Raw genomic sequence first — 20238 nt, 5'->3', positions numbered from 1 at the left:
CGTGATTAAATCACGCCTTTTTCTTTTGCAGTAATAGTAAAAAAGTTTCAAGATGGTCTTTCGTTTCTTCTAAAGACCACATACGATTTCCTTGCTTCGCAGCTAATACACACGCCTCTTCCCACGCGTTCTTTTTCTTCATATTTATTAATTCATCACGTAATTTCAAAACAATTTCTTCGTCTTCTTGTTCAATAAACTCTTCCATCACGCTTACTATTTCATCCTCATGAATACTTAACGTACAGTACGATTTAAGAAAGTATTGTAATGTCATATACATAATGTACTCCCCCTTCTTATTTATCAGATGGATAAGAAGTAATAATCTTAAACCCTAATTCCCCTGACTTATCTCTTGCTAAAACAGTAACAGTTTTTACCAACTTGTCTTTTACACTCATATTTTTCTTTATTACCGTTTTTCCAACAGGGAATGAATGAGTTGTATTTACTACGAGACGAGCCTCTTTAGAATTTTTTAACCAATCTTGAATTTCCTTGTCATGTTGCTTCAAGCTATCTTTTACAGCTTTCGTCGCTGTTTCTTTATCATAGTATGTACTTGCGGCTGACACTTTATCTGTCTTCAAGCGATTCTTCAAATCCTCTTCTGACTTGCCTACATGTCTTTCAATCGTATGACCATTTTTAGGTGGTCCTTCCATTTCATCTAAAATATTATCACTAATTTTTTCTACCGATGTAGCTTGATTACCTGTCTGTTTCTCTGTTTTTTGTTCTTTTCCTGCACATCCACTTAAGATCAGCATTAATGCCAATAAACTACTGAAGAAAAGACTACTTATTCGTTTCATCATATCACCTCTTCCATGATTATTATCGCAACTTCACTAAAAGTCAATTTCACAACGAAAAAATCTATCAGTTTTCATTTTTTTCATCTATTTTTCCATATTTACCCGCGCAATTTCATCAACCCTCTATTTTTCGTCTTTCATAATATATACCCCCTATATTTTATAATTATTTCCCGAATAAAATCACCAATAATATAATTATAAAACTCTTTTACACAAGGGTTTTTATACTGTTTTTCAAAATGATTTAAAATACCCCTATTTTTATATACCTAATACCCATATAAGGTATCAATACCCCTTCTTATCAACGTTTTTCTACATTATGTAAATTTTCCCTTGCCTATACAATCGAAATATGGTGTAATGCAAAAAAAGATAAAGGATTTTAAACAATGGCTGAAACGATTCAAAATTTCTTAACAGAATACTATTCAATCGCAATTCCACTTAGTATCTTAATTAACATCATCATTAGTCTTTTAGGTGTTATTCCTAGCATCTTTTTAACCGCCATTAATATACAGCTCTTCGGTGTAACAAATGGCACAATCATTTCGATCGCAGGTGAGGCCTTAGGGGCTATTATCTCGTTTTATATTTACCGCCTGGGCCTTCAAAAGTTCACTCACGATAAAGTAAATAAGTACCCAAAGGTAGAGCGTCTTCTTTATGTAGAAGGTAGAGAGGCCTTTCTACTCGTTCTATCGTTTCGATTGATACCTTTCATCCCATCAAGTATCGTGACTTTATTTGCAGCTCTAGGGAAAATGTCATTACTCTCCTTCAGTATTGCCAGTACAATAGGTAAAATACCGGCCTTATTGATTGAAGTATATTCGGCATACCAAGTCATGAACGGAACAAATGAAGCGAAGTGGGTTGTAACAATCGCAGGCGTTATTGGATTGTTTTATTTGTGGAAAAAATGGAGAAAAAAATAAAGAAGGAGCCTATGCTCCTTCTTTATTTTTGAGGTATTTTATTACTAGCTCTTCCTTAAAGCCTTAGTTTACACCAACAGCACTAAATGATTGCTTAACTGCTGCTACTTCAGCAGAATTTGCACCATATAAGTCTGCTGCAGCTTGTACTGCACCAGCACGAGCTTGACTAAATGTAGTAGATTGCGTGAAATACTGTGTATTTGCACGGTAGTAAATCGCACCTAATTTATCTTTACCGATACCAGTTACAGTTACACCATAATGCGTACCACCATTTGCTAATAAATAAGCTTGTTTATTAATAATGCCGCTGTTTGTATGAACACCACCGTTATCACTTGAACCAGTGTAACGCTTAGAATAATGGTCTGGATCACCATACTTCGTAGGATCACTCATAGAGCGAAGTGCGTCTCCTGCTTTACCAGGTGTGTAAATATCTTCACCAATCTCCCAATCCGGGTTACGGTTATCATAGAATTCTACTAAAGTACCAAAGATATCAGAAATCGCTTCATTTAAAGCCCCTGATTCATTTTGATAAATTAGATTTGAACTATTTTCCGTAACAGCATGCGTTAACTCGTGACCAATTACATCAATTCCACCAGATAATGAAGTAAACGTTACACCATCACCATCTCCGTATACCATCTGTGATCCATTCCAGAATGCATTGTTATAATTACTTCCGTAATGAACTGTCGATTTTAACGGCGCTCCTGCATCATTAATAGAATTTCTATTAAACGTAGCTTTATAGTAATCATATGTTTTACCTGCATAGTAATGAGCATCTACTGCTGCTGCATCATACGCTGCATTGAAAACATTATCTGCATCTGCCCATAATGTTCCTGGTAATGTTGAACGGTTTTTCGCATCATATGTGAAAATCGTTGCCCCGCGTGTATTATCTTGTAAGTAGTAAGATGATCCAGATAACGTTGTATTAAGCGACTTCGTATCTCCTAATACACCTTTACCAGTTCCTACTTTATTCGTTCCTGTTACAGGCTTTACAACAGCTTTCGCATCCTGTTTAGGAGCCTCTTGCTTAACTGGTGACTTATCATCATTCGTCACATGATCAATTGTATTAAACTTATTTAATACTTTACCGCTGTCTGCCTCAATGAAATAGTAGTAGTTTCCTGGGCTTGGATCTAAGAAGTTTAGATTTACAACATATGCATATGTTGTTTCCTCACCGTTTTGATATACATATAAGTCCGCTTTTGGTTCTACTTCATATTTCGGTGTTACCCCTAAATCTTGCTGCGCGATTTCAATTGCTTTTGCGCCTTCAATCTTATTTTTATTTTTCAACTTTTCCTTTTTATCTAAATCAGGTGCAACTGTTCCAGACAATACTTTTAAAGAACCGTCTTTACTTACGTGAGCTACTTGAGTAGAACCCCATACAGGCACTCCTTCGTAAACTTGTTGCATACGTACTACTGTTGAATCAGTTACAGCATCTTTCTTCACTTGTTTCACTTTGAAAGAATCTTGTGCACTCTTTTCCCCTAGCTTGTAATCACCTTTTGCTGCGTTTAAGTAATCAAACACAACAGATTCTGCTTTCTTGCCAGTTGCTTCAGTTAGATCACCAGAAATAAACTCAGGTGACTGCACCGTCTCATTGTACTTCTTCGTAGAGAGCACATTTTTAGAATCCGCAAATGCAGAGCCTGTCCCTCCAAACGTTGTAACTGCCATTCCTGTCGCTAACACTAACGCTAAACTTTTCTTTTTCATGAACCTTCCCCCTAATAAAAAATTTTTTTGAAAAAGAGTAGTTTCATATTAGCATTATGTTTCCACTATTAATATACTAAAAATTCAAATAATTTTTTTCTCAAGTTTTGTAGAATTTTGAGGAACAAATATTGAAAAACCCTTTCCGATTGGAAAGGGGGGGAGATTATAAATTAACTTGTTCAACAGTTTTAGCTTGTTGACCAACAATATCAGGTTTACTGCTATATTGTTGTATTCCTCCAGCAACTGTAAGAGTCACTATAAACGCCAATACTCCAAATACCATCTTTTTCATTTTTATTCCTCCTTATTATCATTCATTAAATCAATAACTAACCTATAGTATCGATTACTTTCTTCAAATCTAGATAAACTCGAAAAATGTTCTGCTAGTTCAACGTATACTTTCTTTAATTCTATTTTATTTCCTGCAGATTTATACAACGGGATAGCCTCATTTTCCAAAAATGCTTTATAATCTTTTGCTTCTTCAAAATATTTATATCTAAGCATTAAAAGCAAATATAATTTTGCATTAAATCTCTCTTCCTGTTTTGCTGCATCAATTCCCTTATCAATTAATGTCCTTGCCTCTTCCAACTCTTCTAATTTAATGCATACTAATGCCATTTCGTATATTGTATCTAAATAGTTTAAATCTATTTGTTTTTGAAGTTGTAGACTATCTAAATAATATTTTTTCGCTTGCTGATATTTGCCTTTTTTATAATAGATACTTCCCATATTACTTAAAGTAATAGCTAATAGTACATCCTTATCAGCAAAAGATGTGGCCTCTCTCAATATACTCTCATACATTTTTAAAGCTTCTTCATACTGACCTTTTTCTGTATAACTTACCGCAATAAGGATTTGGCAATTAATTATGTTTCTAAACTTATATTCACTACGAAATCCTTCTAATGCCATATTTACAAAATGAATTGCAAGATGATGAATATCTAAATGAGTATATGCAAGCGCTATATTATAATACAAGCCTGTTTCATGATACCCTTGTTCTTTGGCCATTACTTCTGTTTTTAATAAGTAATCTAGCCCATCCTTCCATCTATACTGTAAACAGCACAATAATCCTCTACTATACATGTATAACAACTTCTGAAATGGAGAATATTTTTTATATACCTTCTTCAACTTATCTAATTCTTCTTCGAGTGCAGAAATATCCCTTTTCATAATTAAATAACGTGTATACAGCAGTTTATAATAATTTATAATTTCAAAATCCAACACATGCTTCATTTCACCTTGCAACTCTTCATATATACGTTCTACTTGTTGCTTGTCTAAATGAACTAGTGCATTCAACCATTCATCCAGCTTCCCCTTCACATCTTCTTCTACATCCCTCAAATCCGTCACGGCAATTTCTAATCTTGCGCAGAGCAATTGTAGAATTTCTTCTGATGCTTCAATCTTTCCATTTTCAATCTTACTTAAGTATGAGACAGAACAAATGCCCTGACATAATTCTTCTTGTGTCATTTTTTGCTGTAGCCGTTTATAAAAGACTTGTTTGCCTATTTTTTCTAATGTTTGTTGCATTGTCCTCCTCCATTCTCATTACCCCCATTACTCTAATAATACATAAAATCTGGAGAAATATAAATTGATAAATATAAATTTTCTAAAAAATATGCATAATTTCATTTTTTTCTCTCTTGACTTCACATCAATATCTCTTCTTTGCTACGAATGGTGAAAAATTGGTATACTATAACCAAATTATGGAGGTGTTCTCGCGATGACTCATTATAAAGACGATAGTTATGCCTTACATACAGACCTATATCAAATCAACATGGCTTATACATATTGGAAAGATGGTATTCATAATCGCCGTTCTGTTTTTGATTTATATTTTCGAAAGCTTCCATTTGAGAACGGCTACGCTGTTTTTGCTGGCCTTGAGAAAATTGTAGAGTACATAGAAAATTTCAGTTTTACTGAAAGCGATATCGCTTATTTAGCAGAATTACAATTTGAAGAAGAATTCCTTCATTATTTACAAAATATGAAATTTACTGGGACGATTCGCAGTATGCAAGAAGGCGAAGTTGTATTTAATAACGAACCTTTATTACGTGTTGATGCACCACTTGGTGAAGCACAAATTATTGAGACTGCCCTCTTAAATATTGTGAATTACCAAACATTAATTGCCACAAAAGCAGCACGTATGAAACATGCTGCAAGTAATGATGAGCTTTTAGAGTTCGGCACAAGACGTGCCCATGAGTTCGATGCTGCCCTTTGGGGGACGCGTGCTGCCTTTATTGGTGGTTTCTCCTCTACAAGCAACGTTCGTGCTGGGAAACGCTTTGGGATTCCTGTAGCTGGCACACACGCTCACTCTTTCGTTCAAGCATATCGCGATGAATACGTCGCGTTTAAAAAATACGCTGAAACTCATAAAAAGTGCGTCTTTCTCGTTGATACATATGACACATTGAAATCTGGTGTTCCAAATGCGATTCGTGTTGCAAAAGAATTTGGGGATCGTATTGATTTCTATGGCATACGTCTTGATAGTGGTGATATGGCTTATTTATCGAAAAAGGCACGAAAACTATTAGATGAAGCAGGGTTTACAAATACAAAAATTATCGCTTCTAGCGATTTAGATGAATACACAATTATGCACCTTAAATCTCAAGGAGCAAAAATTGACGTATGGGGCGTTGGGACAAAATTAATTACGTCCTTTGAACAACCTGCATTGGGGGCTGTTTACAAACTAGTTGCGATTGAAGATACTGACGGAAAATTAAATGATACGATTAAAATTTCATCTAACCCTGAAAAAATTACCACTCCAGGACTGAAACGAATTTATCGTATTATCAATCGGGTAAACGATCATGCAGAAGGCGATTATATTGCATTAGATTCTGAAGAACCTGGAAAAGAAGAGCGCTTAAAAATGTTCCATCCAGTTCACACATATATAAGTAAATTCGTAACAAACTTTGAAGCCCGTGAACTGCATAAAGATATTTTCGTTAACGGTGAAAGAACATATGAACTACCAAGTATATTAGATATTCAAAAATATAATGAACAGAGTCTCTCTCTATTTTGGGAAGAATATATGCGAACTTTAAATCCTGAAGAATACCCTGTCGATTTAAGCCAAGAGTGCTGGGATCATAAAATGAATTACATTCAAACAGTTCGAGAACAAGTTGAAAAAAACATACAAAAGTAAACAGAGAAGTTTCCCCTTCTCTGTTTTTTCAATACTATATGGATATTTGTAAAAAATATATTAAAATAATAAGACGAATGTATTTTATTTGTAAATTTTGATATAACGCTATTTAAAAGTAAAATAATATTTGGTATTATTTTATTGAGTCAATTTCAACAAAATCACCAATAAAAAAGAGGACGCGGGTCGCGTCCTCTTTTTTATAAATCTTTCACTCGTAATACACGCATTGCATTTAACACTGCAAGTAGTGTCACACCAACATCTGAGAAAACAGCTTCCCACATTGTTGCAATACCAAAAGCACCAAGTAATAAAACGATCCCTTTTACACCTAGAGCAAAGATGATATTTTGCCACACTATACTTCTTGTACGTTTTGCAATTTTTACAGCTGTCGCAATTTTTGAAGGCTCATCAGTCATAATAACAATGTCTGCCGCTTCAATTGCTGCATCTGATCCTAAACCACCCATCGCAATACCAACGTCTGCACGGGCTAATACTGGTGTATCGTTAATACCGTCACCAACGAAGGCAATTTTTTCTTTTCCGTGCTTCGCTGCATCAATTTTTTCAATCTCTTCTACTTTTTGTTGCGGTAGTAATTCCGCATGAACTTCATCTAAGCCTAATTCTTTACCGACAGCTTCACCAACTGGTTTTGCATCACCAGTTAACATTACTGTCTTTTTAATACCTAGTTCTTTTAACTTTTGAATCGCTTGTTTCGAATCCTCTTTTACCTCATCAGAGATAACAATATAACCTGCATATCTTCCATCTACAGCAACGTGAACTAATGTACCTACTGTTTCTGGTTGCTTAAATTCAATATTTTCTTTTCTCATTAATTTTGCATTACCTGCAAAAATTTCTTTTCCTTGTACTTTTACGACTGTACCGTGACCAGAAATTTCGTTATAATCATCGATTATTTTTTCATCAATTGATTTTCCATATGCCTTTCGAATAGATTGGGCAATTGGATGGTTAGAATATACTTCAGCAAATGCCGCATACTCTAATAACTCTTCACTTGTAGTACCTTCGCTCGGTTCCATTTTTGTAACTTTGAAAACACCTTTTGTTAATGTTCCTGTTTTGTCAAAAACAATATATTTTACATCATTTAAAGCTTCTAAATAGTTACTACCTTTTACTAACACACCACTTTTAGATGCACCACCGATACCTCCAAAGAATCCAAGAGGAATGGATACAACTAACGCACATGGACAAGAGATTACTAAGAACACTAAAGCTCTATAAATCCACTCAGAGAATGTAGCTCCTTCTAAAATAAGTGGTGGAATAAACGCCATGATCGCCGCTGTAATAACTACAACTGGAGTGTAGTAACGTGCAAACTTCGTAATAAAGTTTTCCGTTGGTGCTTTTTTACTGCTTGCATTTTGAACTAAATCTAAAATTTTTGATACAGTGGATTCACCGAATTCTTTTGTAACTTCAATTGTCAACACACCATTTTGGTTCACAAAGCCACTTAATACATCATTTCCAACTTCTACTTCACGTGGTACAGATTCACCTGTTAATGCTGAAGTATCTACCATTGATGTTCCTTCAATTACTTTTCCGTCTAACGGCACTTTCTCACCTGGCTTAACGATAATATAATCGCCAATTTTTACATCTTCTGGTGATACTTGCTTCGTTTCATTTCCAATCTTTACATTCGCATAATCAGGACGAATATCCATTAATGAAGTAATTGATTTTCGGGAGCGGTTTACCGCAATACTTTGGAATAGTTCTCCTACTTGATAAAATAGCATTACTGCTACAGCTTCAGAATATTGTTGAATTGCAAAAGCTCCTACAGTTGCAATTGCCATTAAGAAGTTTTCATCAAATACTTGGCCACGAGTTATGTTTCTTATCGCTCTCCAAACGATATCTCCACCTATTAATAAATAAGCAAGGACGAATAACGGAATTGTTACCATTTGTGGTAAGCCCGCTAATGCAGCAATTGCTGTCAAAATTCCGCCGACCACTAATCTCCCTACCATCTTTTTCACATTTGCTTCACCATGATCGTGACTATGTCCGTGGTCATGACCGTTCTTCTCTTCACGAACAACTTTCACATCTGGTTCTAACTTTTGAACGACATTTGTTATATTTGCTACAGTCGCTTCTAGTTCTCTTTTATTCGCAACTTCTACTCGTAATTTCTTCGATACGAAATCAACAGTTGCTTCTGAGACAGCTGGCATTTCCTTCACTTTATTTTCAATTTTCATTGCACAGTTCGCGCAATCTAAACCTTCTAATATAAATACTTCTTTAGCAATTTTATTTTTTTGTTCTTCTTGAACTTTAATATGCGGTTCTAATTTTGTAACGAGTTGTTTTGCTTCCGTAACAACTTCGTTTTCTTTATTTTGTGCTGTTTCTAAGATCATTGTCTTTGTTGCGAAGTTTACAGAACAAGAATTTACTCCTTCTATATTCCCAACACCTTTTTCAATTTTCATTGCACAGTTCGCACAATCTAAACCTTCTAACATCAGTTTCTTTTTCACCAATGCTTCAGCCATCGTTCTCCCTCCTCGCGTTCTTTTATTCTTCTTCGTTTACGTGTTCAAACGCTTGCTCGAAGATATGAATTACGTGCTGGTCAGCTAACGAATAATAAACAACCTTTCCTTCTTTACGATTCTTCACAAGTTTCGCTTGCTTTAACACACGAAGCTGATGCGAAATAGATGATTGTGTCATTCCTAATAAATAAGCTAAATCACAAACGCACATTTCAGCTTCAAATAGCGCATGTAATATTCTCGTACGTGTACGGTCACCTAATACTTTAAATAGTTCTGCTACTTTACTTAAACTTTCATCAGTTGGAATTGTTTGTTTTACTTGCTCTACAACTTCTTCATGAATTATCGTTTGAGAACATGTCTCTTGTGGTGTTTCTACTTTATTTCCAGCCATTATAGCTCACCTCTTTAATTGAACATATGAACAATCATTCATATATCTTATACTCTTATTATATGAGCGCCCACTCATATGTGTCAATGAAATCTGAATTTTTTTATGAACATTCCGTTCACATTTTAATAAGTCGTATACATATTTTCCGCACTCTCTATATTCTCATACAAAAAAGGATGCACAATTCGCACACCCCTTTTTACTTACTTTTCATTTTTCACCGCATCCACAATTAAAGAAACAAATCCTAACTGATTATCCCGATTTCTATGGTCAAAACGTTTCGAACGATAAATAAATCCATCTTTCTCATTCCAATCATTATAGTGAAACTTACCATTCTCATCACAGTATTCTAAGAGCATCACTTGAAAACCTGCTGATTCAAACATGGACGTGATTGTTTTATAGTTATGAACAATTTTATGGCTTGCTGCAGGATGATCTAATGGACCAGGTCCACCTACTTGTACCCCTTGCTGATATTCTTCATCTGGAAAAAATGCATCTGGTACTGCACAACGAATATATCCATTCCCTATTAAAAACTCATAACAAATTTTTGCAGCTTCAATTCCTTCTTCATATGATAAATGCTCCCATACATGTTCTGCCAAAATTACTGATAAAGAATTAGGTTGAAATTTATCAAGCCAAGTTTCTCTCCGTAATAAATTTAATTCTTCTTCATTCGTATGTAACCAACCAGGGTTATTATTATAACCCTCTGCGCCAACAACAACTTTTGCTTCTTCCATTTCGCTCCCACCCTTTTTTCATATTCCGACAGAAAAATTCGACAAAATAATATACATTCCCTTTATTTCAACAAAAGAAAAAGCCTTGCGCGCTCCCTAGACGCACAAGGCTTACTGTGTTTATATCCCTTTAATTAGCTTGTTCTAAATTATCCTGCGAACTTCCATCGTCTTTTAAATGACTATGTTTTTTCGAATAAACAAAGTATACAACTACTCCGATTGCTAACCAAGCACCGAAGTACATCCATGTTTTTAATGGTAGGTTTACCATTAAGAATAGACAACATGCAATTGAAATAATCGGCAAGATCGGTACAAGTGGTACCATAAATCCACGTTGTAATTTTGGATGTGTTTTACGAAGAATAATAACTGACACACCAACCATCGCAAATGTTAACAACGCTCCAATATTCGCTAAATTCGACAATTCTTTCAAATCGATAAATCCAGCAATTAAAGCACTACCAATTCCTGTTAACCAAACTGTAAATGTTGGTGCTTCTGTCTTTTTATTAATTTTCGCGAAAGATTCTGGCAATAAACCGTCACGGCTCATAGCGAAGAATACACGTGTCGTTGCATAAATGTAAGCAAAAATTACTGCCATAATACCAATTACAGCTCCAATTGCGATTATACCAGCTACTTTATCTTGTCCTACAACTTCTAACACATACGCCATCGCTTCCGGTACATCTAGCTCTTTATATGAAACCATACCCGTCATAACGAGACAAACTACAACATAAATGATTGTACAAATGACTAACGAAGCGATAATACCAATCGGTAGATCACGTTGCGGATTTTTTACTTCTTCAGCAGAAGTTGCTAATGCATCAAATCCTAAGAAAGCAAAGAATACTGCTGCTCCCCCCGCGAAAACTCCACTTAAACCATACGGTGCAAATGGTATCCAGTTTTCTGGTTTCACGTAGAATACACCAACTGCAATGAATAAAACAACGATACCAATTTTAATTAATACCATTATGTTATTCACTCGTTTACTTTCTTTCGTACCTCTTGATAATAACCAAGTTATAACTAATGTAACGATAACTGCTGGTAAATTCACTATACCACCTTGAGACGGAATCGTTAGCAGTGCTTTTGGAATTTCAAGCCCTAATCCACTCACTAAGTTATGGAAGTAACCAGTCCATCCGCCAGCTACTGCGGCAGTCGTTACAACATATACGGATAGTAATGTCCATCCCATTAAATGAGCTACAAACTCACCAATTGTTGCATATGAGTATGTGTACACACTACCTGAAACAGGAAGTGTAGAAGCAACCTCTGCGTAACATAATGCTGCAAATCCACAAACGATGGCTGCAATCATGAATGAAAAAATAACTGCTGGACCAGCATCTCTTGCTGCTACTAATCCAGTTAATACTAGAACTCCTGTACCAATTATCGCACCAATCCCTAGCATTGTTAGGTCAAATGCCCCTAGCGTTTTCGTCAAAGTTTTACTTTTACTTTCCCCTAACAATTGCGTAACGGATTTCTTTTTAAATAGGTTGGCCACGATGTATGCCCCCTTTTGCCAAGAAGAGCTAAGAGATCTTCACTCTTAGCTCTTATCATGTTGTTTTATATATTGTTCGATTTTGTTTTGTATAATGCTTCTATTAGCAAGATACTGTTTCTGCTTCTAATAATTCTTTAGCACCTTTGTACTCTACACCGTGAGCTTCTGCAACTGCTTCGAATGTTACATAGCCATCTAATGTGTTAATACCTTTTAGTAATGCAGTGTTACCTAGGCAAGCTTCTTTGTAGCCTTTGTTAGCAATTTGTACTGCATATGGTACTGTTACGTTTGTTAATGCAAGAGTTGATGTACGTGGAACCGCACCTGGCATGTTTGCAACTGCATAATGAACAACGCCGTGTTTTTCATAAGTTGGGTTATCATGAGTTGTAATACGATCAGTTGTTTCGAAAATACCACCTTGGTCAATCGCGATATCTACAACAACAGAACCTGGTTCCATTGATTTAATCATTTCTTCTGTTACAAGTTTTGGAGCTTTTGCACCTGGGATTAATACTGCACCGATTACAAGATCAGACTCTTTAACAGCTTCTGCAATATTGTAAGGATTAGACATTAAAGTTTTTACTTGGTTTCCGAAAATGTCATCTAATTGACGAAGACGTTCTGCACTTAAGTCGATGATTGTTACATCCGCACCTAGTCCAACTGCAATTTTAGCAGCATTTGTACCAGCTTGTCCACCACCGATGATTGTTACTTTACCACGTTTAACCCCTGGAACACCTGCAAGTAAGATACCTTTACCGCCTTTGTTTTTCTCAAGGAATTGTGCACCAATTTGTGCAGCCATACGACCAGCTACTTCACTCATAGGTGCAAGTAATGGTAATGAACGGTTTTCTAATTGTACTGTTTCATATGCGATAGAAACAACTTTTTTCTCGATTAAAGCTTTTGTTAATTCTGGCTCTGGAGCTAAGTGTAAGTATGTGAATAAGATTAAGCCTTCACTGAAGTGTTTGTATTCGCTTTCAATTGGTTCCTTAACTTTCATAACCATTTCCATGTTCCAAGCTTCTTCAGCTGTATCAACAATTTTTGCTCCCGCTTCCACATACTGAGCGTCTGTGAAACCAGACCCTAAACCTGCACCCTTTTGAATGAATACTTCGTGATTGTTACGAATTAAATGTACAACACCTGCTGGTGTCATTGCCACACGGTTTTCGTTGTTTTTAATTTCTGCTGGTACCCCAATACGCATAATGAAATGCCCCCTTATAATTAACAGAAAAAAGAGATTCTTTTTTCTTTTTGTAATAATTAATAACTTATGTCCTTATTCTAGCATAACTTAAAAGTTATGAAAACGCTAACATACCATTTTCCTAAAGTTTTTATATTTAGAATAGTGTAAATATAAAAAACATTGATTCTATTAGGGGTTTCGTGTCATTTCATTATCTTTCACTCTATTTTTATTATACTGCTTCAAAATAAACAGCAATCATTTATTATTTGACAATAATGTAACAATGTAAGAAACCTAAGCGATAACGTATACATATACAGTTATTACTTTACTCAATACTTTAGAGATATATTCTTTTCACAAAAAAACAGCTGCTAGCATTTAGCCAGCAGCTGGGTAACTTATAAATAACTTAGAAAATAAATCATCTGTCGTTTCAGTAATTTTATCAAACAGATCACTTTCTTCCGCTTCTTGCTCTTTTAACATCTTAATTGTTTCACGTGCATCTTCAGGGTAATCGGTTATGATACCATCTACGTTCAACTTATAATATGCCTTTAAATTTTCCATATCATTTACTGTCCATACGTAAATTGGTTTGTTTAACTTCCTTGCTTCTTTTACTAATTTCTTATTTAACATATATTCTTCTGCTACGTAAAAGTCAGCCTTCACATTCTTTAAGTTAGCTCTACTTGCATACAATATATACCCTACTTTTATATCTGGATTTGCACGCTTAAACTCTTTAATAAGTGGATAGTGTAACGTTTGAATTACACATTGCTTCTCAAATTCATTATCTTTAATCGTTTTTAAGACTTTGTTTACAAAATCTTTTTCGCCCCCATGAAGCTTCACTTCTATATTAAGTTTGATTTTGCCATTTGCTAGCTTAATGATTTCATCAAGTGTACTTATTTGTCCTGAAAGTCCATCTTGACTAAGGGTAAGCTGCCTTAACTCCGCCATCGTTAAATCTGACACATGCACATTGGCATTTGCGAGACGTTTCAGCTTCAAATCATGTATAACCGCTAGTTCACCGTCTTTCGTTTGTAATACATCTATTTCAGCGTAGTCTGCTTTTGCATCAATAGCACCTTGCACAGCTTCTTTCGTATTTTCTACGCCTTTTGATATATACCCGCGGTGCGCCATAATAATCGGTTCTTTATACGAATTTGAAATAAACGTTACAATGAAGGCAACGACCATTCCGGCAGTAATAATTCCTACAATGTATACGCCAATGAATTTCCAACGATGTTTTTGAAAAAAACATTTATCTGCTTTCGTTTTCGAATAATCTAATCCTTCTTCTAATAAAACATCCTCAACCGGTACCTTTTGTAAGTATAATCGCGTAATCGCCATAATATAAAATGGCGTCACGATAAAGCTGAATAAATACAATGTGCTCGTTAAAAATACAGAAATCGTTGATTCAGCTAATAATGCAAATGTTCCTTTCGGGTTTGTAAATTCATAAACACCCCATAGGCACAATAAATATATTCCCAAAAACACGACATATACAATTCCAATTGAAATAAAAAACCCTACTAAAAAGAATAGTACTTTAAAAAAGCTTTCCTTTACTAAAGTTGCACTTTTACGTGCTGCCACGCGAAATGGTTTTTGCTCTAAAACAACAATAGGTAGAACGAAAATCCATCGAAGATTCAAATACGCGACTACAGCAAAGAACGTGTAATAACCAACTTGTCCCATCGTTGTCTTAAACAGTTCTCCTGTAATAAAGTTAGGAATTTGAATTTGCGGGATTAATGCTGTTTCATATCCCATATTTAAAAGAGGCAACAATACGACAGCATATAAAATAAATCCTGGTAAGCAATATGTGAAAAGAGTAGGTAAATACGTTACCGTTTTATATAAAATCGGACGTAATTTCACCTTCTGTCTTTTATGAGCGAAATACGAAATAATAATAAGCACCGCAAATTCTGTAAAGATAAGAAACAGTGCTAACAATGATAAAATTACGATTGCTAAGATGCCATAAGGCGTCTTTAAAAACGCTAATAATTCATCATTTGTCGCATTTGCATAACCACCAAAATACAATAACTTATTAAAAATGATTCCAAATAGTGGAACAAACACAATCGCTGCTAATAATTTATAAGCAAGTTGAAAAGTTAATACATTCCAAAAAGCAAATTTAACTGTTTGAAAGGAATGTCCTATTACTCCTGGTATAGATAGTTTTTTACGGTGTTGCATATATTCCTCCACATTCTAAAACGATATTTGAGATGGATTCCATATTTCAAGTTCTAATCCATCTTTTTAATAATAATATATTCCGCTTAACATGAACACTCTTATACATATAATGAAAAAAGTGATGGCTACTTCCCATCACTTTTTCATTTATTCTATTTTTTCTCTAGCCCTTGTCCAAATGCTTTCAAGAAGCTAAAACCGAATGTAATAGCTCTATTGATATCTGGATCTTTTAATACTTTAAAGAAATCCATCACTTTTGTTTTTTTACCACTATTTAATTCATCTGTTGCAAATTGCAATCCTGTAACTAAACTTGACGTAATTTGCTTCGTTATTTCTGGGTCAACTGAAGATAACGCTTCTCCTGCCCCCATCATATTGTTGAGTGCATTTTTAACTGGTTCACGATTTAATTGCTCCACAGCGATTTTTGAAACATCTTCCTTCGCAGCAAGTAAACTAATCGCTGCATCTAATATACCAGCCTTCTGCAACTGTGCTAAAAGCTGCATCGTTTCTTCTACTGCTTCACGATTATTAGATAGCTCATTTAGAAGTTCATCTGCTAATTGCTGTTTCTGTTCTTCCTCTGTTACAACTTTCTTTTTAATTATAGTAATTTCTTTCGCCACTATCTCCGCCCCCTAGTCCACAAGTGATACGTATTGTTTTCTTTGCCATTTTTGCTCGATTTCAACACCGTTTTGCGGATTACGCTTTTTATCTCTCGGGTTTGAAGATGGTAACGGACGATTCCCTTTTTCACGTAATACACGCATCTTTACCATCGTTTGTTTATACGCTGGTGTACACGTATAAAGATCTGTCGCCGTTCCAGTTAAAATATTGATTGCCTCTTCATTTACCGTTGCATGCATCGGTAAATATAGCTCTTTCCCCGTTACACGATCTGTAACAAGTGCCTGTACTTTAATTTTCCCAAATGGTGATGCTAATTCTACAAGGCCACCATCTTTCACATTGCGCTCTAGGGCAAGTTCAGGCGAGATTTCAACGAACACTTCAGATACTTTAGATAAAATACCAGCCGATTTATTCGTCATATTCCCTTCGTGGAAATGTTCTAACATACGTCCATTATTTAAAAGTAAATCATACTCATCTGGCGCTACAACTGGTGGTACCCATTCATCTAATGATAGACGAGCTAGTTTATCCGGGAAGTTAAATCCATGCACATATAATAGCGGTGTATCGCTACCATCATGGCTACCCCAACATAAACTATTCCATCCTTCTAAACGATCGTATGTTGCCTGAGAATATAAAGGTGCAAGCGATGCAATTTCATCCATGATTTCACTTGGACTTTCATAATTCCAGTCCCCGCCAAGTGCACGAGCTACTTTTTGTAAAATCCACCAGTCTGGCTTTGAATCACCAAGCGGCTTCAATACTTCATATAATCTTTGAATACGGCGCTCTGTATTCGTAAATGTTCCCTCTTTTTCTAAGCTTGGTGCTGCCGGTAAAATAACATCAGCAAAACGAGCTGTTTTCGATAAGAACATATCTTGAACAACAAGGAAATCTAAATTCGCTAAAATATGTTGTACATGGTTGGCATTCGAATCTACTAAAGCCATTTCTTCACCCATAACATACATACCACGCAGTTTTCCTTCATCTGCCGCAAGTAACATTGCAATATTATTTAAACCTGGTGCTTTCGGAATTGTAGTACCGTATGCTTTTTCAAATTTCGCACGGAGCGCATCATCTGAAACCGCTTGGTAACCTGGAAGCCAGTTTGGTAATGTTGCCATATCACAAGCGCCTTGTACGTTATTATGTCCGCGTAATGGATATGCTCCTGCACCAGGACGACGATAGTTACCCGTAACAAGCAATAGATTTGAAATTGCTGCTGAAGTTGTACTTCCTCCAGTATTTTGAGTTACACCCATTCCCCAAAGTACACAAGTACCATCTGCTTCATATACCATACGAGCCATTTCTTTCAGATTTTCTTTCGAAATCCCCGTGATTTCTTCTGTATAATCAAGCGTATACTTTTCTACCATTTTGCTATATTCATCAAAATTCTTCACATTTTCAGCTATGAACTTTTTATCGTGCCAATCTTGATCAATAATATATTTCGTAATACCAGCGAGCCATACGTAATCAGTTCCTTGGCGCGGATGAATGAATAAATCCGCACGCTCTGCCATTTCATGTTTACGAAGGTCTGCCACAATTAATTTTTGGTCATGTAATTTATGTGCACGTTTTACACGCGTTGCAAGTACAGGATGTCCTTCTGTTGGATTTGCTCCAACGATAATGACAAGGCCTGCTTCCGCAATATCTTTCACTGTTCCAGCGTCCCCGCCCATACCGACAGTTTTAAATAAACCGTCTGTTGCTGGAGATTGACAATAACGGGAACAGTTGTCTACATTATTCGTTCCATATATTTGACGGGCTAGTTTTTGCATAAGATAATTTTCTTCATTCGTTACTTTCGAAGAAGAAATAAATCCAAATGCATCACTTCCATATTCTGATTTAATATGCTGCATATTGGATGCAACAACTTCAAGAGCCTCTTCCCATGAAGCTTCAACAAACATATCTCCTTGGCGAATTAATGGCTTCGTAATGCGATCTTCACTATTTACAAAATCCCATCCAAATTTGCCTTTTACACATGTGGAAATACCGTTAACCGGCGCATCTGAAACAGGCTGTACTTTCAAAATGTGGCGGTCTTTCGTCCATACTTCAAATGAACAACCTACACCACAAAATGTACAAACTGTTTTTGTTTTATTCACTTTCGTCTTACGCATCGCAGCCTCTACTTCTGAAACTGCTAAAATACTACTATATCCAGGTTCTACATCCTTTACAAAATCAATCATCGGATCTAACACATCCGGTTTCAATCCTGTCATGAATCCAGCTTCACCCAGCATTGTTTTTTCCATTAACGCATTACATGGACATACTGTTACACACTGCCCACAACTTACACAAGATGAGTCATTTATACTTACACCATTGTCCCATATAACACGTGGACGGTCTAAGCTCCAATCAATCGATATAGTTTCATTCACTTGTAAGTTTTGACATACTTCTACACACTGCCCACAAGCAATACATTGATTTGGATCATACCGATAAAACGGATGTGACATATCCACTTCACACGCACTTACTTTTGGCTCATACGGATATTTCTGTTCCTCAATTCCCATCATATGTACTGTATTGTGGACTTTACAGTTACCATTATTGTTATCACAAACGGTACAATACAGTAGATGATTCTCTAATATTCGATCCATTGCCTCAGTCTGTGCCTCTTTTGCACGCTGGGACTGTCTTTCGATATGCATACCGTTCTCTAATTTCGTTGAACAAGCACGCATTAACTTCCCATTTACTTCTACAATACACGTATCACAAGTTTGAATTGGATCTACTTCTGGTACATGACAAATTTGAGGATGTTCCAAATTACTCTCGTTAAATAATTGTAGTATCGTCTTTTCACCTGATGCAGAAAATTCTTTACCATCGACGGTTACACGGACTGTCTGTTCTGCCATAGTTTCCCCTCTCCTTACAACCAACTGTACAACACAATTATGAATCCGTTTTCAAAATCGCATTACTGTACATATTTTTGAAACGCTCTACCCAAATACTTTCTTATGAAGTCGATTCTAGATGTTATAAGGTATAACTACGAAAGCTTGAAAATATCACTATTCTACAGTTCTATTATATCGTACATATACAATAATAACCAAAATAATCTGTGATCTTCTTGTTAATAGGTGTTTTTATTTTTTCCATTGTTTTATGATAAATGTGGGAGATAAATACATATAAAAGGGGAATGAAATATGGGGCCTACGCAAGAGACTTATACAATTGTACGTTATCAATCTGGTACATTTTCAAAACAACTTGATGAGATTGTTACAGAATCTCCTATTACTATTAAATTGAATGGTGAAGAATATGTAACAGTCGTATGCACACCAAATTATATTGAAGATATGGTAATTGGTTTTTTAATTTCTGAGGGGATTATTTCTTCCTATAAAGATGTTGAAGAACTATGGGTTCAAAAAGATAACGGAATTGTCCATGTAAAATCATCAAAAGTGAATCCGCTCTATCAAACTTTATATAATAAACGATACATCACTTCTTGCTGCGGAAAAGGTAGACAAGGTTTTATTTTCGTAAACGACGCAGCAAAAGCAAAAGACTTACATGATATACATGTAAAAATTACTCCTGAAGAATGCTTTCATTTAATGAATACCTTGCAACAATCTTCTACTACATTTCGCCAAACTGGCGGTGTTCACAATACCGCGCTATGTGATCGAAACAATATCCTCCTATCAAGAATGGATATTGGAAGACATAATGCATTAGATAAAATATATGGTCATTGTTTGCGTAACGATATATCCATTAAAGGAAAAATCATCGCATTTAGCGGACGTATTTCATCCGAAATTTTACTCAAAGTTTCAAAAATCGGATGTGAAATTGTTCTATCTAAATCCGCTCCAACAAAACTGGCATTGCAACTTGCCCATGATTTAGGCATTACAGTCGTAGGGTTTATTAGAAATGAATCTTGTAATATTTACACACATCCAAAACGAATTGATGGCTATCAATCCAATGTTTAAAAAATAACTCCTCAATTGAGGAGTT

16 protein-coding genes are annotated in these 20238 nt (G+C 35.5%); 3 read left to right on the top strand and 13 right to left on the bottom strand.

Annotated elements, in window-relative coordinates; translation table 11 throughout:
- Window positions 1–10: 10 nt before the first annotated feature.
- Both BHV55_RS03185 and BHV55_RS03180 read right to left on the bottom strand, forming a co-directional pair.
- The gene (locus BHV55_RS03185) at window positions 11–283 is read right to left on the bottom strand and encodes a hypothetical protein (protein ID WP_000282019.1); all 273 of its coding nucleotides are present in this window, start codon (window positions 281–283) and stop codon (window positions 11–13) included.
- Window positions 284–299: 16 nt separating this feature from the next.
- Window positions 300–818: an RNase A-like domain-containing lipoprotein gene (locus BHV55_RS03180; protein ID WP_000822695.1), complete on the bottom strand. Its 519-nt coding sequence runs from the start codon at window positions 816–818 to the stop codon at window positions 300–302.
- Between the two features lie 398 nt (window positions 819–1216).
- On the opposite strand from BHV55_RS03180, the gene BHV55_RS03175 reads away from it, so the two are divergent.
- Window positions 1217–1765 carry a TVP38/TMEM64 family protein gene (locus tag BHV55_RS03175; RefSeq protein WP_000852232.1) on the top strand — a complete coding sequence of 183 codons (549 nt, stop codon included), beginning with the start codon at window positions 1217–1219 and terminating at the stop codon, window positions 1763–1765.
- A gap of 63 nt (window positions 1766–1828) precedes the next feature.
- Here BHV55_RS03175 and BHV55_RS03170 read toward each other — a convergent pair whose 3' ends face one another.
- From BHV55_RS03170 to BHV55_RS03160, 3 genes are all read right to left on the bottom strand, one after another.
- A complete protein-coding gene (locus tag BHV55_RS03170; protein WP_000730369.1) occupies window positions 1829–3529 on the bottom strand; it encodes a M4 family metallopeptidase in 1701 nt (566 codons plus the stop codon).
- Window positions 3530–3695: 166 nt separating this feature from the next.
- On the bottom strand, window positions 3696–3827 hold the full coding sequence (nprX, locus tag BHV55_RS03165; protein ID WP_080481882.1) for a quorum-signaling peptide NprX: 132 nt from the start codon (window positions 3825–3827) through the stop codon (window positions 3696–3698).
- A 2-nt stretch (window positions 3828–3829) separates the two neighbouring features.
- Window positions 3830–5101, bottom strand: coding sequence for a helix-turn-helix transcriptional regulator (locus BHV55_RS03160; protein WP_001187938.1), 1272 nt, complete (start codon window positions 5099–5101; stop codon window positions 3830–3832).
- A 199-nt stretch (window positions 5102–5300) separates the two neighbouring features.
- Here BHV55_RS03160 and BHV55_RS03155 point away from each other — a divergent pair, with 199 nt between their 5' ends.
- Window positions 5301–6764, top strand: coding sequence for a nicotinate phosphoribosyltransferase (locus BHV55_RS03155; protein WP_000150184.1), 1464 nt, complete (start codon window positions 5301–5303; stop codon window positions 6762–6764).
- A 203-nt stretch (window positions 6765–6967) separates the two neighbouring features.
- Here BHV55_RS03155 and BHV55_RS03150 read toward each other — a convergent pair whose 3' ends face one another.
- The 8 genes from BHV55_RS03150 to fdhF all read right to left on the bottom strand — a co-directional run bounded on the left by BHV55_RS03150 (window position 6968) and on the right by fdhF (window position 19106).
- The gene (locus BHV55_RS03150; protein WP_000796558.1) at window positions 6968–9334 is read right to left on the bottom strand and encodes a heavy metal translocating P-type ATPase; all 2367 of its coding nucleotides are present in this window, start codon (window positions 9332–9334) and stop codon (window positions 6968–6970) included.
- 22 nt (window positions 9335–9356) lie between these two features.
- Entirely contained in the window at window positions 9357–9734 is a 378-nt protein-coding gene (locus BHV55_RS03145; protein WP_000918378.1) for an ArsR/SmtB family transcription factor, read from the bottom strand.
- A gap of 206 nt (window positions 9735–9940) precedes the next feature.
- Complete coding sequence (locus BHV55_RS03140; protein ID WP_070758228.1) at window positions 9941–10495, bottom strand: class I SAM-dependent methyltransferase; 555 nt, start codon at window positions 10493–10495, stop codon at window positions 9941–9943.
- A gap of 130 nt (window positions 10496–10625) precedes the next feature.
- Complete coding sequence (locus BHV55_RS03135; protein ID WP_001284887.1) at window positions 10626–12041, bottom strand: amino acid permease; 1416 nt, start codon at window positions 12039–12041, stop codon at window positions 10626–10628.
- A 103-nt stretch (window positions 12042–12144) separates the two neighbouring features.
- Window positions 12145–13278, bottom strand: a complete 1134-nt coding sequence (gene ald, locus BHV55_RS03130; protein ID WP_001219744.1) for an alanine dehydrogenase — start codon at window positions 13276–13278, stop codon at window positions 12145–12147.
- Window positions 13279–13647: 369 nt separating this feature from the next.
- Window positions 13648–15519: a glycerophosphodiester phosphodiesterase gene (locus BHV55_RS03125; protein WP_001164700.1), complete on the bottom strand. Its 1872-nt coding sequence runs from the start codon at window positions 15517–15519 to the stop codon at window positions 13648–13650.
- Between the two features lie 155 nt (window positions 15520–15674).
- Window positions 15675–16157: a helical membrane plugin domain-containing protein gene (locus tag BHV55_RS03120; protein WP_001040507.1), complete on the bottom strand. Its 483-nt coding sequence runs from the start codon at window positions 16155–16157 to the stop codon at window positions 15675–15677.
- Between the two features lie 12 nt (window positions 16158–16169).
- Window positions 16170–19106, bottom strand: coding sequence for a formate dehydrogenase subunit alpha (gene fdhF / locus BHV55_RS03115; RefSeq protein WP_000840683.1), 2937 nt, complete (start codon window positions 19104–19106; stop codon window positions 16170–16172).
- A gap of 300 nt (window positions 19107–19406) precedes the next feature.
- Between fdhF and fdhD the strand changes: the two genes are divergently transcribed.
- Window positions 19407–20213 carry a formate dehydrogenase accessory sulfurtransferase FdhD gene (fdhD, locus tag BHV55_RS03110; protein ID WP_000529230.1) on the top strand — a complete coding sequence of 269 codons (807 nt, stop codon included), beginning with the start codon at window positions 19407–19409 and terminating at the stop codon, window positions 20211–20213.
- Window positions 20214–20238 lie beyond the last annotated feature (25 nt).

This window comes from Bacillus sp. RZ2MS9 (assembly GCF_001816185.2).
Taxonomy (GTDB): domain Bacteria; phylum Bacillota; class Bacilli; order Bacillales; family Bacillaceae_G; genus Bacillus_A; species Bacillus_A cereus.
The sequence above is the reverse complement of the archived record's forward strand: the minus strand, read 5'-3'. Positions and strand labels throughout refer to the sequence as shown.

Excerpts from the sequence above, each read along its gene's own strand:
- BHV55_RS03185 (WP_000282019.1), bottom strand. The coding sequence starts at position 283 with ATGTATATGACATTACAATACTTTCTTAAATCGTACTGTACGTTAAGT.
- BHV55_RS03180 (WP_000822695.1), bottom strand. The coding sequence starts at position 818 with ATGAAACGAATAAGTAGTCTTTTCTTCAGTAGTTTATTGGCATTAATG.
- BHV55_RS03175 (WP_000852232.1), top strand. The coding sequence starts at position 1,217 with ATGGCTGAAACGATTCAAAATTTCTTAACAGAATACTATTCAATCGCA.
- BHV55_RS03170 (WP_000730369.1), bottom strand. The coding sequence starts at position 3,529 with ATGAAAAAGAAAAGTTTAGCGTTAGTGTTAGCGACAGGAATGGCAGTT.
- nprX (WP_080481882.1), bottom strand. The coding sequence starts at position 3,827 with ATGAAAAAGATGGTATTTGGAGTATTGGCGTTTATAGTGACTCTTACA.
- BHV55_RS03160 (WP_001187938.1), bottom strand. The coding sequence starts at position 5,101 with ATGCAACAAACATTAGAAAAAATAGGCAAACAAGTCTTTTATAAACGG.
- BHV55_RS03155 (WP_000150184.1), top strand. The coding sequence starts at position 5,301 with ATGACTCATTATAAAGACGATAGTTATGCCTTACATACAGACCTATAT.
- BHV55_RS03150 (WP_000796558.1), bottom strand. The coding sequence starts at position 9,334 with ATGGCTGAAGCATTGGTGAAAAAGAAACTGATGTTAGAAGGTTTAGAT.
- BHV55_RS03145 (WP_000918378.1), bottom strand. The coding sequence starts at position 9,734 with ATGGCTGGAAATAAAGTAGAAACACCACAAGAGACATGTTCTCAAACG.
- BHV55_RS03140 (WP_070758228.1), bottom strand. The coding sequence starts at position 10,495 with ATGGAAGAAGCAAAAGTTGTTGTTGGCGCAGAGGGTTATAATAATAAC.
- ald (WP_001219744.1), bottom strand. The coding sequence starts at position 13,278 with ATGCGTATTGGGGTACCAGCAGAAATTAAAAACAACGAAAACCGTGTG.
- BHV55_RS03125 (WP_001164700.1), bottom strand. The coding sequence starts at position 15,519 with ATGCAACACCGTAAAAAACTATCTATACCAGGAGTAATAGGACATTCC.
- fdhF (WP_000840683.1), bottom strand. The coding sequence starts at position 19,106 with ATGGCAGAACAGACAGTCCGTGTAACCGTCGATGGTAAAGAATTTTCT.
- fdhD (WP_000529230.1), top strand. The coding sequence starts at position 19,407 with ATGGGGCCTACGCAAGAGACTTATACAATTGTACGTTATCAATCTGGT.